This is a genomic window from Curtobacterium sp. ER1/6, assembly GCF_001742745.1.
GTDB classification, from domain to species: domain Bacteria; phylum Actinomycetota; class Actinomycetes; order Actinomycetales; family Microbacteriaceae; genus Curtobacterium; species Curtobacterium citri.
In genome coordinates, this window is sequence record NZ_MJAK01000001.1 from 448,769 (window position 1) to 460,479 (window position 11,711).

General features: G+C 73.4%; 11 protein-coding genes and 1 tRNA gene. 6 read left to right on the forward strand and 6 right to left on the reverse strand.

Annotation, left to right across the window (positions count from 1 at the left end):
* Positions 1-125: 125 nt before the first annotated feature.
* Positions 126-719 (forward strand): molybdopterin-dependent oxidoreductase, encoded by a 594-nt coding sequence (locus Cus16_RS02035; protein WP_069710928.1) that lies wholly within the window; start codon positions 126-128, stop codon positions 717-719.
* Positions 716-1,513 carry a ferredoxin reductase gene (locus Cus16_RS02040; RefSeq protein ID WP_083263624.1) on the forward strand — a complete coding sequence of 266 codons (798 nt, stop codon included), beginning with the start codon at positions 716-718 and terminating at the stop codon, positions 1,511-1,513. Before Cus16_RS02035 ends, Cus16_RS02040 begins: the two co-directional genes overlap by 4 nt.
* Positions 1,514-1,556: 43 nt before the next feature.
* Here Cus16_RS02040 and Cus16_RS02045 read toward each other — a convergent pair.
* Positions 1,557-1,628, reverse strand: a tRNA-Gly gene (locus Cus16_RS02045).
* Positions 1,629-1,909: 281 nt separating this feature from the next.
* On the opposite strand from Cus16_RS02045, the gene Cus16_RS02050 reads away from it, so the two are divergent.
* The 4 genes from Cus16_RS02050 (at position 1,910) to Cus16_RS02065 (ending at position 5,643) form a co-directional block, all read left to right on the forward strand.
* A complete protein-coding gene (locus Cus16_RS02050) occupies positions 1,910-2,116 on the forward strand; it encodes a hypothetical protein (RefSeq protein ID WP_069710929.1) in 207 nt (68 codons plus the stop codon).
* A 163-nt stretch (positions 2,117-2,279) separates the two neighbouring features.
* On the forward strand, positions 2,280-3,800 hold the full coding sequence (locus Cus16_RS15875) for a GNAT family N-acetyltransferase (protein WP_083263625.1): 1,521 nt from the start codon (positions 2,280-2,282) through the stop codon (positions 3,798-3,800).
* Positions 3,797-4,570: an amino acid ABC transporter ATP-binding protein gene (locus Cus16_RS02060; protein ID WP_069710930.1), complete on the forward strand. Its 774-nt coding sequence runs from the start codon at positions 3,797-3,799 to the stop codon at positions 4,568-4,570. The genes Cus16_RS15875 and Cus16_RS02060 overlap by 4 nt, the downstream gene beginning before the upstream one ends.
* 59 nt (positions 4,571-4,629) lie before the next feature.
* Positions 4,630-5,643: a transporter substrate-binding domain-containing protein gene (locus Cus16_RS02065; RefSeq protein WP_069710931.1), complete on the forward strand. Its 1,014-nt coding sequence runs from the start codon at positions 4,630-4,632 to the stop codon at positions 5,641-5,643.
* A 298-nt stretch (positions 5,644-5,941) separates the two neighbouring features.
* Here the strand turns inward: Cus16_RS02065 and Cus16_RS02070 are convergent, their stop codons facing one another.
* The 5 genes from Cus16_RS02070 to Cus16_RS02090 all read right to left on the reverse strand — a co-directional run bounded on the left by Cus16_RS02070 (position 5,942) and on the right by Cus16_RS02090 (position 11,672).
* Positions 5,942-7,093: an LLM class flavin-dependent oxidoreductase gene (locus tag Cus16_RS02070; RefSeq protein WP_223246490.1), complete on the reverse strand. Its 1,152-nt coding sequence runs from the start codon at positions 7,091-7,093 to the stop codon at positions 5,942-5,944.
* Positions 7,090-8,454, reverse strand: coding sequence for an NtaA/DmoA family FMN-dependent monooxygenase (locus tag Cus16_RS02075; RefSeq protein WP_069710932.1), 1,365 nt, complete (start codon positions 8,452-8,454; stop codon positions 7,090-7,092). The genes Cus16_RS02070 and Cus16_RS02075 overlap by 4 nt, the downstream gene beginning before the upstream one ends.
* Positions 8,451-9,662 (reverse strand): LLM class flavin-dependent oxidoreductase, encoded by a 1,212-nt coding sequence (locus Cus16_RS02080; protein WP_069710933.1) that lies wholly within the window; start codon positions 9,660-9,662, stop codon positions 8,451-8,453. Before Cus16_RS02080 ends, Cus16_RS02075 begins: the two co-directional genes overlap by 4 nt.
* A 129-nt stretch (positions 9,663-9,791) precedes the next feature.
* Complete coding sequence (locus Cus16_RS16500; RefSeq protein WP_189319504.1) at positions 9,792-10,313, reverse strand: hypothetical protein; 522 nt, start codon at positions 10,311-10,313, stop codon at positions 9,792-9,794.
* A gap of 84 nt (positions 10,314-10,397) precedes the next feature.
* Positions 10,398-11,672: a fibronectin type III domain-containing protein gene (locus Cus16_RS02090; RefSeq protein WP_141718761.1), complete on the reverse strand. Its 1,275-nt coding sequence runs from the start codon at positions 11,670-11,672 to the stop codon at positions 10,398-10,400.
* Positions 11,673-11,711 lie beyond the last annotated feature (39 nt).

An 11,711-nucleotide genomic window follows, 5' to 3' on the forward strand; every position in this document is an offset into this window, starting at 1 on the left:
GGACGGGCGGAGACCGCGACGCCGGATGCGGCCACGCGCCTCCCGGCCGCCACCGGCACCCGCGTGACGTGCGTCGGTGCCGCACGGCAGGATGGACGGGACCACCCGCGACCACGAGGAGCACCATGGCGACGTTCACCCGAGGGTTCGGCGGCCGACGCGACGACCGCGACGACCCGCGGATCCCTCCCGGGCAGACGCTCGTTCGTGACTGGCCCGTGCTCTCCGCGGGCGCCACGCCGGACATCGCGCCGGCGGACTGGAGCTTCTCGATCCGCACCGAGGGCGGGCTGCACACCTGGACCTGGGACGAGGTGCACGCGCTCGGCGTCGAGGACGTGACGGTCGACATCCACTGCGTCACGCACTGGACCAAGCTCGACATGCGGTGGCGCGGCGTCCCGCTCGACCGGCTCTTCGCGCAGGTGGAGACGTCGCTCGACTTCTGCACGGTGCACAGCTTCGGCGGCTACACGACGAACGTGCCGCGCGACGAGCTGCTCGGCGGGCGGTCGTGGATCGCGTTCGAGGCGGACGGCGAGCCGCTGACGCCCGAGCACGGTGGCCCCGCCCGCCTGCTCGTCCCGCACCTGTACTTCTGGAAGAGCGCGAAGTGGGTGCGCGGCATCGTCATGCAGGCGGAGGACGAACCGGGGTTCTGGGAGAACGCCGGCTACAACATGCACGGGGACCCTTGGAAGGAGGAGCGGTACTGGTGAGCGCTCCCTCCCCCGTCGACGGCCGGGAGGCCCGGGTCGCCCCGGTCACGCCGGCCCCGGTCCGCAGACGGCCGGCCTGGCACCCGGCGACGGTCGCCGCCGTGACGCAGGAGACGCCGAACGCGCGCCGCATCGTCCTCGACGTGCCGACCTGGCCCGGCAACGACCCGGGGCAGCACCTGGACCTCCGCCTCACCGCCGAGGACGGCTACCAGGCGTCCCGCTCGTACTCGGTCGCCTCGGCGGGCGAGGGCACGCAGGTGGTCCTCGCGGTCGACCGCGTCGAGGGCGGCGAGGTGTCCCCGTTCCTCGTCGACGCGATCGAGGTGGGCGACGCCGTCGAGGTGCACGGTCCGCTCGGCGGATGGTTCGTCTGGCTGCCGGGTCGGTCGGATCGGCCGGTGCAGCTCGTCGCCGGGGGCTCGGGCATCGTCCCGCTGCTCCCGATGGTCACCGCGCACGCGGAGGCCGACGACCCGACGCCGTTCCGACTGCTGTACGCGGTCCGGACCCCGGAGGACGTCTTCTTCCGCGCGGAACTCGACGCGGCGCAGCGCCGGCACGCGCCGCTCGAGGTCACCCACGTGTACAGCCGGCGGGCGCCGGAGGGGTCGGACGCACCCGTGGGGCGCCTGACCCGGGAGGCACTCGCGCAGGCCGTCCTGCCGCCCGAGGCCGCAGCGCTCGTGTACGTCTGCGGCTCGACGCCGTTCGTCGAGCAGGTGCTGCGGTGGCTCGCGGAGCTCGGGCACGACGTGTCCGACGTGCGGGCCGAACGCTTCGGCGGCGCCTGACGCGACGAAGGCCCCGGTCGGTGACCGGGGCCTTCGTCTTCCGAGCGGATGACGAGATTCGAACTCGCGACCCTCACCTTGGCAAGGTGATGCGCTACCACTGCGCCACATCCGCGTACGGGAACACTCTACCCCGCGATCGACGTGCTGCGAGGATCCGACGCCCTGCCGGGCGCGTCGCGCAGTACCTCGGCGGCCCGCTCGGCGTGTCGACCAATCCGTTCCGCCGTCGGCTCCGGATGCTACCTCGGTGCCAGGAGCAGCGTCGCCGTCGGCACCAGGGGTCACCCACCCCTCGTCCGACCGTCCGCGGTGACCCGAACGCTGCGGGCGGCCGGGCGGTCTCCTCCTTCCGGCACCGGTGAGTTCACCGGAGCGGGGAGTTCACTGGGCCGCATGAGCTACGTGCACGACAACCCGGGCGGGACCGAGGCCCACGGCGTCGACCTGATCGACGGCGACTCCCCGGCGGTCCGGATCCTCGTCCACGGCGACCTGCCGACGACGATCGAGCACGAGGGCCGGACCTGGCTCGCGACCGGTGACGCCCACGACGACGGCGACGCGTCGGCTCCCCCGATCGCGATCTACCGGCCCGTCTGATCCCGGGCGGGCCGTGCGGTCCGCTTCCTCGCCGGGCTCGATCGTGTGACGCCGCGTTGCGTCCGGTGTCGACCGGTTGCGTCCCGTGTCGCCGGATTGCGCCGCGCGTCGGTCTGTTGCGCTGATCGTTGTCCGGCCCGGTGCACGGCCGTACGGTCGCGCCATGACCGACACGGCAGGGCTGACCCGGCACGCGAACGCACCGCGGCGACTGGTGTTCCGGACGACGACTCCGGACCACCCGGACGCGGCGCCGCTGCTCGCCGACCTCGAGCGCGAGTACGACGCACGGTACGGCGAGGACCTCGGCGAACCGGCCTCCGTCGAACTCGCCCGGTGGCCGGCCGAGGACTTCGTCGCACCGCGCGGCGCCTTCGTCCTGCTCCACGAGGACGACCGGCTGGTCGCCGGCGGTGCCTTCAAGCCGTACGACGACAACACGGTCGAGCTCAAGCGGATCTGGACGGCGCCGGAGCACCGGGGCCGGGGCCTCGCCGCCCTCGTCGTCGCGGAGCTCGAGGCCGAGGCGCGGCGGCGCGGGTTCCGGCGGGTGTACCTGACCACCGGACCGCGGCAGCCCGAGGCCGTGCGGCTGTACCGGCGCGCCGGGTACTCGCCGCTCTACGACACCGCCCGCCCGGCCGAGGAGGTCGGGATTCACCCGTTCGAGAAGCTCCTCGGACCGGCGCCGGCTCCCGACGACGGCGACGGCGACGGCGCCACCACCGCCCTCGACGCGGCGTCCCGTGCCGCCCTCGACCGACCGGTGCTGCCGCTCCGGCACCCGGTCCGGTGGGTCGCCGCGGCGCTCGTGCTCGTCCTCCTGCTCAACCTCGTCGAGACCCTCTTCACCAACGAGCAGTGGGGGTTTCCCGCGGTCGGCCGGTGGCTGTTCAGCCCGGCGATCCTGACCGGACTGCAGCTGACGCTCGTCGCCACGGCGCTGAGCGCGGTCATCAGCTTCGCGGGGGGTGTCGTCGTCGCGATCGCCCGGCTCTCCCGGAACCCGGTGCTGGCCGGGCTCGCGTGGGGGTACGTCTGGCTCTTCCGGTCGGTGCCGCTCATCCTGGTGCTCGTCTTCCTGTACAACCTGGGGTCCCTGTACCCGACGATCGGCATCGGGATCCCCTTCGGACCGCAGCTCGAGGTCCCCACGACGAACCTGCTGAGCGACCTCGCCATCGGCGTCGCCGCCCTCAGCCTGAGCGAGATCGCCTACGCGTCGGAGATCGTCCGCGCCGGCGTGCTGGCCGTCGACCACGGTCAGCAGGAGGCCGCGCAGGCGCTCGGCCTGTCGCGCCGTCGGCAGTTCGTCCGTGTGGTCCTGCCACAGGCGCTGCGGTCGATCGTCCCGGCGTTCGTGAACCAGGTCGTCGGACTGCTCAAGGCGTCGTCGCTGCTGTTCTACGTTTCGCTCCTCGACCTGTTCGGCGTCGTGCAGAACCTGTCGAGCACCTACCCGACCGACATCATCCCGCTGCTCGTCGTCGCGACGATCTGGTACCTGGCACTGACCAGCGCGGTGTCGGTCGTGCAGTACCACGTCGAGCGGTGGACGGCCCGCGGGTCCGTGCGCACGCTGCCGCCGACGCCGTGGCAGCGCGTGCGGGCGGCGATCCGCCGCCCCGCTCCGCTCGCCCGGGCCACTCCTCCCGCATCGATCGACGACAGGACCGTCTCATGAGTGCAGCCATCGGCATCCACGGCGCCGTCAAGGCGTTCGGCGACCACGTCGTCATCGACGGCGTCGACCTCGCCCTGCCGGCCGGCAGCGTCACCGTGGTCCTCGGGCCGTCCGGATCGGGCAAGTCGACGCTCCTGCGGACGATCAACCACCTCGAACCCCTCGACCGGGGTGTCGTGACCGTCGGCGGGGAGCCGATCGGCGTCCGACTCCGGACCGGCCGGAACGGACTCCCCCGCTGGAAGGCGCTGCCGGAACGCGCCCTCCGCCGACAGCGGTCCCGCATCGGGTTCGTGTTCCAGCACTTCGAGCTCTTCCCGCACCTCACCGCGCTCGAGAATGTGGCCGAGGGCCCCGTCGCCGCCGGTGTCCCCGCCGCGCCCGCGAAGGCCAGGGCCCGGGAGCTGCTCGACCGAGTCGGACTCGGCGACCGCGGTGCCACGCGGCCCCGGCAGCTCTCCGGCGGGCAGCAGCAGCGCGTCGCGATCGCCCGGGCGCTGGCCCTCGACCCGTCCGTCGTGCTGCTCGACGAGCCGACGTCCGCGCTCGACCCGGAGCTCGTCGGTGAGGTGCTCGGCGTGATCCGGGACCTCGCGGAGTCCGGCACCACGCTCGTCATCGTCACGCACGAGGTCGCCTTCGCCAGGGAGGTCGCCGACCACGTCGTGTTCCTCGACCACGGCCGGGTCGTCGAGCAGGGGCCACCGGCCCAGGTCATCGACGCCCCGCAGCACCCCCGCACGCGCGACTTCCTGTCCCGCGTCCACTGACCGTCCCGTCCGCCCCGTCCCGTCCCGTCCTCGCACCGACCACGACCCACAGGAGCACCATGTCCACGACCTCCCCCGCACGCTGGCGTCACCGCGCCGGAGCCCTCGTCCTCGCCGCCGGCGTCGTCGTCGCCCTCGCCGGGTGCGCCGCGAACGCGAACGCCGACGCCGCCGCGTCCGACGGCACGCTCACCATCGGCGCCGCGTCGAACGGCGCCGCGACCGCGACGAAGGTCACCGTCGCGGAGGACCCGGAGCTGCACGACGCCCTGCCCGCCGACGTCAGGTCCTCGGGCAAGCTCACCATCGGCGTCGGCGCCCTGCCGTCCGGGTTCCCGCCGCTCGCCTTCACCGGCGACGACCAGCAGACCCTGACCGGCTCCGAACCCGACCTCGGCCGTCTCGTCGCCGCGAAGCTCGGGCTCGAGGCGGACGTGCAGAACGCCACGTGGGACAACCTGTTCGTCGGCATCGACAGCGGCAAGTTCGACGCGGGGTTCTCGAACATCACCGTGACCGAGCAGCGCAAGGAGAAGTACGACTTCGCCTCGTACCGGCAGGACGAGCTCGCGCTGCAGGTGCCCGACGACAGCACGCTCGCGTTCGACGGCGACCCCTCGGTGCTGGCGGGCAAGACAATCGCCGTGAGCTCCGGCACGAACCAGGAGAAGATCCTGCTCGAGTGGAAGACCGAGCTCGAGAAGGACGGCGGGAGCATCGACGTCAAGTACTACCCGGACGGCAACGCGGTGAAGCTCGCGCTCGACTCGGGCAAGATCGACGGCTACTTCGGCCCGAACCCGACCATCGCCTACGCGAACAAGCAGAGCGCCGGGAGTGCCCACGAGACGAAGACCGCGGGGACGTACTCCGGCGCCGGGTCCTCGCTGCAGGGGCTCATCGCGGCGACGACCAAGAAGGGCAGCGGGCTCGCGAAGCCGATCGCCGAGGCCGTCGACGAGCTCATCGAGGACGGCACGTACGGCAAGTGGCTCACGGAGTACAACCTGTCGAACGAGGCCGTGGAGCACTCCGAGGTGAACCCGGAGGGCCTGCCGCTCGACAACAGCTGAGGTCCCCGCCGCCCCTGGACGACGTCCCCGCCGTCGCACGACGGCGGGGACGTCGTCCGTTGCGTCCGCAGCGGTCACGCGACACGCCGTCGAGTGATCGCCGAGCGTGCACGACAGGCCGTCGGCGGATCGCGGCGCGTGCACGACACGCCGTCCGAACGCCACGAGAGTGACGCTGCTTGCGCGCTCGCGGAAGCCCGAGCCCGAGCCGGGCCCCGGACCCGCGCCGGGAACGACGGGAGGCGCGGTGCCGGCTGGCACCGCGCCTCCCGTCCGGAGCGACCGGGACGGACCCGCGTCAGGCGACCCCGACGGCGGCGGGACGCGCGGCACGCGCACCCCACTCGGCGGCGAGCAGCTCGTACGACCGGACCCGCGCTGCGTGATCGTGCGTGATCGTCGTCACGAGGAGCTCGTCGGCGCCCGTGACGCGCTGCAGCACCGCGAGGCGGTCGGCCACGTGCCCGGCGTCGCCCACGAAGCGCGTCGCGATCCGGTCGGCCACCGCCTCGGCGACCGTCGGGTCGACCGGGTGCTCGCGGGCCCACGCCGGGGTCGGGTACGGGATCGCCCCGACGCCCGAGCGGATCGAGTGCACCCAGCGGTCGTACCCGAGCGCGAGGTCCGACGCCGCGGCAGCGGAGTCGGCAGCGACGACGTCGGCGGACACGATGACGTGCGGGGCGTCGAGCACGCCGGGTCGGAACGCCTCGCGGTAGGCGCGGACGGAGTCCAGGACCGTGCCCGGGGACGTGTGGTAGTTCGCCCCGTAGGGCAGGCCGAGCGCACCGGCAGCCCGGGCACTCGCACCGCCGGTCGACCCGTGGATCCACAGCTCGACGTCGGCCCCGGCGGCGGGGGTCGCGTCGACGACCTGGCCGTCGCGCTGGAACGTGCCGGCGAACAGGTCCCGGATGAGCCCGAGCTCGTCGTCGAACCGCTCGACGTCGCCCGGGACCCGGCCGAGCAGCTCCCCCTGCAGGGCGAACCGGCTGCCGGGGGCGATGCGGAACGTGAACGGCGAGGGCACGAGCAGCCCGTCGACGACCTCGTCGTCGCGGGGTTCGAGCGCCGGGGGCGCCGGAGCACCGGGAGCGGGCGCCCCGGAGCGCCCGAGTCCGAGGTCGAACCGCGGGCCGTACAGCCCGGTGAGCGTGCCGAACGTCTCGGCGACCTGCAGCGCCCGGACGTTGCCGACGAGGGTCGCGGCGCTCCCGACGCGGATGGTCGAGGTCGCCGCGGCGACGGCACCGATGACGATGTTCGGCGCGCTGCCCGCCACCCCGGGGTTGAGGTGGTGCTCGGCGAGCCAGTAGCGGGCGTACCCGGCGCGCTCCGCAGCGGCGGCGAGGTCGACCGTGTTCCGCAGGGCCTCGGCGGGCGTGGAGCCGGACGACACCGGGACGAGGTCGAGGACGGACAGCGGGACCGGACGCTGCACGGCGGTCACGCGGTCACCCGCTGGCGGTCGAGGACGTGCCCGGGCAGCCCGAGCGTCCGGCGGAGGGTCGCACCCTCGTCGTAGGAGGACCGGTACACGCCGCGTTCCTGCAGCAGCGGGACGACGCGGTCGACGAAGTCGTCGAGGCCGTACGGGTTCGTGTGCGGGACGACGACGAACCCGTCGCTCGCCCGTTCCTGCACGTACCGGTCGATCTCGGCGGCGATCGACGACGGGGTGCCGACGAAGCCGCCGCGCGTCGAGACCTCGATCACGAGCTGCCGGATGGTCAGGTGCTCGGCGGCGGCCCGGTCGCGCCAGGACCGCACGAGCGCTCGCGGGTCCTTCGCGTGCCGCACGCGGCCGCGCGTGATCGCGTCGGCGTCGACGTCCGGTTCGACGTCGGGCAGTGGGCCGTCGACGTCGTACGAGGACAGGTCACGGTTCCAGACCTGCTCGAGGAACGCGATCGCGGTGGCCGGGCTGACCTGCGCCCGTCGGATCGCCCGGGAGCGCTCCTTGGCGTCGGCCTGCGTGTCGCCGATGGTGAAGGTCGCGCCGGGCAGGACCAGGAGTTCGTCCTTGCTGCGGCCGACACGCTCCAGTCGGTCGGTGACGTCGGTGTAGAAGGTGCGCGCGTCGTCGAACTCGGTGTGCAGCGAGAAGACCACCTCGGCGTGCCGGGCGGCGAGGTCGCGGCCCTCGTCGGAGTCCCCGGCCTGCACGACGACCGGGTGCCGCTGCGGGCTGCGCGGGACCGGGAACGTGCCGGCGACGTCGAACTGCGGGCCGTGGTGGTCGACGTCCCGGATGCGGGACCGGTCGGCGAACCGGCCGACCGACGCATCGGCGACGACGGCACCCGGATCCCACGAGTCCCAGAGCTCGCGCGCCAGCTCGACGAACTCGGCCGCCCGGGTGTACCGGTCGGCGTGGTCGAGGAAGCCACCGCGCCGGAAGTTCGCGCCGTGGAACGCGTCCGAGCTCGTCACGACGTTCCAGCCGGCCCGCCCGTCGCTGAGGTGGTCGAGCGTCGCGAGCTGCTTCGCGAGCTCGAGCGGCTCGTTGAACGTCGTCTGCAGCGTGCCGACGAGACCGATGTGGTCGGTGACCCCGGCCAGGGCGGCCAGGATCGCGAGCGTGTTCGGACGACCGACCACGTCGAGGTCGTGGATGCGGCCCTTCTGCTCGCGGAGCCGCAGCCCCTCGGCGAGGAACAGGAAGTCGAAGCACCCGCGCTCGGCGTTCCGCGCGAAGTGCTCGAACGACGAGAACGCGATCTGGCTCTCGGCCCGCTCGTCGCTCCACACGGTGGTGTTGTTGACGCCCGGGAGGTGGGCGGCGAGGTGGACCTGACGCTTGCTGGTCATGCGGAGACCTCCTGGGACGACCGGCCGGACACGGGGCGGTCTGCTGCGTACCGGCTGACCGCGGGGGCGATGCCGAGCCGCGTGCGCAGGTCGGCGGTGGGACGCGAGGCGACGTCGGCGCGGAGCCCGGCCGTCACGAGTGCGGGGACGAGTCGGCGGGCGATGGCCGTCGAGTCGATCGGGGTGCGCAGCGGTCGGAGCCGCACCCCGGCGTACCCGAGCGCCCGCAGGTCCCCGATCCGCTCGACGAGGTCGGCGACGGTCGTGGCGAGGACCGTGGTGTCCGAGCCCGACCCGACGGCGTACGGCGTCCCCGCCGCAGCGTCGAGCGCAGCGAGCGCGTCGGCGGCCTCGGCCGCCGACGACCCGATGAGCACCGCGAGGTCCGCGAGGACCGGGCGACGGAGGTCGGAGCCGGCCGCCTGCTCCGCCTCACGGACGAGTGCCAGGGTGCTGTGTGCCTCCAGGCCGTCGAAGCCGGGGGTGACGAGCACGACGTCGGCGGTGTGGACGGCGAAGGCGACCGCGTCCGCGCGGTGGGCGAGCGCGAAGACGGGGGGACGCCCCTGCGGCGACCGCGGCACGATCGACGCGCCGTGCACCGAGACGTGCTCGCCGACGAACTCGGCGCCGTGGATGCGGTCGCGGTCGATGAAGCGGCCGGTGGTGACGTCGCGGATGATCGCGTCGTCGTCCCAGCTGTCCCAGAGGCGGCTGACGACCTCGGCGACCTCGCGTGCCTCGGCGAAGAGGACGGTCGTGTCGTCGCCGCCGGGGCGGCGGCCGAACAGCGCGGCCTCGCGGGTCGTCGGGCTCACCTGGATCCGCCACCCGGCTCGCCCGAGCGAGACGTGGTCGAGGGTCTGGAGGCCCGTGGCGACGTGGAAGGGCTCGGTGTGCGTCACCGAGACGGTCGGGACCAGCCCGATCGAGCGGGTCGCGGGGGCGACCGCGCTCACGACGAGCAGGGCGTCGAGTCGGCCGACGACGGTGCTGGTGTCGAGGTCGCCGCTCGCGTCGACCGGGCCGGCCGTGAAGGAGTCCTCGACGGTGACGGCGTCGATGCCGAGGCGATCCTGCTCGACGATCACGTCGCGCCAGTGGTGGAGACCCGTGGGCCGCGCGGCGGCAGCCCCCGGCACCCGCCAGGCGGCCGGGTGCCAGCCGCTGCCCTGGAGAGCGGTGACGAGGACGGTGCGGTCGGGCATGGGCTGCGTCCTCCGTGCGGGGCGGTCGATCACACGGCGACGCTACGTGGGCCGGCCCGCGCGGTCGACGACTGTTGCGGCGCGTGAACGGAGGTTGCGCCGTGTGACGTCGACCGGCAGGCGGTCGTGTCAGCCGCGTCCGGACGCCCCTGCGACCTCGTGCTCACGCCGGTCGAGCTCCGCCAGCATGACCTCGGTGTTGCGCAGCACGCGCGGGGTCGTGACAGCCGTCGCGACCCCCACGCCGACGAAGAAGACCGCGCCGATCCAGAACACCGGCTGGCCGGTGACCGCCAGCCACACCGCGAGTGCGGTCATCGGCAGGTAGAGCAACGGAGCCGCCCACCGCAGCGGCCGGTACTGCCGACGGTGGTGCGTCAGCGCGCGGCGCCACTCGTCGACGTCGGCGTCGGGCGGGAGGACGCCGCGCCGGACGGATCGTGCGAATCCCGGCCGACGGGCCGCCGCGCCGTACCGGCGGCGGTTCCGTCCGAATAAGAAGCCCATGCCGACCCCGTACAGGGTCCCGACGAACGCCGAGGTGAGCGCCCGCGCCCCGAGGCCGGTCTCCGGCGTGGTGAGGAACGTGGTGCCGAACCACGCGACGGCGAACGCGACCGCCATCACGAGCCCCGCTGTCCACGTCGGCATGCGCTGCATCCACCCCATGGGGCCAGCCTGCCAGGACCACCGTGGTGACCGCTGGCAGACTGGGACCGAGGGACGGCGCGACGGTCAGTGCACGCTGAGCTCGTCGTAGGTGGCGGTGTCGAGCTGCTCGACCGCGCCGCCCGAGGCGGGGACGCGCACGAGCCCGGTGTTCGGGCCGTCCGTCGGCGAGACGAACACGTCACCCGCGCTGTCCGCGGCGGCCTCGGCGTCGGATCCGATGTCGAGCCCGCTGATCGGCACGGTGGTCACGCTCCCGGACGCGGTCCGCTGCCACAGGGAGCTCACCCGCGTGTCCGGGGTGCACGAGCCACTGGCTCGGGACGGCGCGGCGCACCACGTCGTGGTTCGCAGTGCACTGAGGACGTCGGTCCGGGAGAGGGCGACCACACCGTCGGGTTCGAGCAGGCTCGTCAGGGACGACGATCCCGACGGGGCGACGTCCACCGAGAAGTAGCCGCTCCCGCCCGTCGACCGGTTCCTGATGTAGACGTTCCCGGAGGTGTCGACGCCGAGGGCGACCAGGTAGTTGTAGACCCCACCCGGGATGCTCTGCCAGACACCGGACGGGTCGTACACGAGCACGGCCGCACTCTTGGTCTGCGCAGTGAGCCACCCGTTCGGGCTGACTGCCACGACGTCACCCGGTCCCACCGTCCGGGTGGTGGCCGACCCGTGCGGCAGTTCGATGATGGACCACGACTGGGTGAAGAACAGGTCTCCGGCGTCGTCGGCGAGCAGCGCCCGGCCTGCCACCGAGACGCCGGTCGCGACCACCTTGCTGCCACCGCTCTCGGGGTAGGCGGTGATGGTGCGCCCGTCGGCGCTGGCGACGTAGGCGGTCCCCGCTCCGTCGACGGCGTACCCGGAGCCGGACCCGGTGATCGTCTGCCACGTCCCGCCGGCGACCGGGCGCCGGACCAGCGCACCGGCCTCGTTGATCGCGTAGAGCGACTCGACGTGCGCAGCGGGTCGGGTGTACCGGACCGAAACTGGAGCGCTCAGCGTGCGACCGCTCTTCGCGCGCACGGTGAACGTGTAGGTCGTCGCCTCCGCGAGGTGTCCGAACCGGGCCGAGAACGTCCGCGGTCCGACGGTCTCGGTGCTGTGGTGTCGGTGTCTCGCCGTCGGCGTCACGGACACGGTGTACCCGGTCACGTGCGCTCGCCGGACCGGCGGACCCGCCGACCAGGTCACGGTCGCGGAGTCGTCCTGACCGGTGACCGCCACGTGCGCGGGCGGTGACGGCTGCGAGGGCGCGGCGTCCGCCGGAGCGGCGGTCGTCAGCACGGCGACGGCGATGAACGCGGTCGCGACGGCGAGCAGAGTGGGTCGTTGCATGGTCTCCCCGATGGTCGGTGCTCGACCTCCGTCGGTCGC

What these genes read in the sequence shown, in the direction of transcription:
- Cus16_RS15875 (WP_083263625.1), top strand. Translation starts at nt 2,280, where the DNA reads ATGACCGACACGGCAGGGCTGACCCGGCACGCGAACGCACCGCGGCGA.
- Cus16_RS02035 (WP_069710928.1), top strand. Translation starts at nt 126, where the DNA reads ATGGCGACGTTCACCCGAGGGTTCGGCGGCCGACGCGACGACCGCGAC.
- Cus16_RS02060 (WP_069710930.1), top strand. Translation starts at nt 3,797, where the DNA reads ATGAGTGCAGCCATCGGCATCCACGGCGCCGTCAAGGCGTTCGGCGAC.
- Cus16_RS02050 (WP_069710929.1), top strand. Translation starts at nt 1,910, where the DNA reads ATGAGCTACGTGCACGACAACCCGGGCGGGACCGAGGCCCACGGCGTC.
- Cus16_RS02080 (WP_069710933.1), bottom strand. Translation starts at nt 9,662, where the DNA reads ATGCCCGACCGCACCGTCCTCGTCACCGCTCTCCAGGGCAGCGGCTGG.
- Cus16_RS16500 (WP_189319504.1), bottom strand. Translation starts at nt 10,313, where the DNA reads ATGCCGACGTGGACAGCGGGGCTCGTGATGGCGGTCGCGTTCGCCGTC.
- Cus16_RS02090 (WP_141718761.1), bottom strand. Translation starts at nt 11,672, where the DNA reads ATGCAACGACCCACTCTGCTCGCCGTCGCGACCGCGTTCATCGCCGTC.
- Cus16_RS02075 (WP_069710932.1), bottom strand. Translation starts at nt 8,454, where the DNA reads ATGACCAGCAAGCGTCAGGTCCACCTCGCCGCCCACCTCCCGGGCGTC.
- Cus16_RS02065 (WP_069710931.1), top strand. Translation starts at nt 4,630, where the DNA reads ATGTCCACGACCTCCCCCGCACGCTGGCGTCACCGCGCCGGAGCCCTC.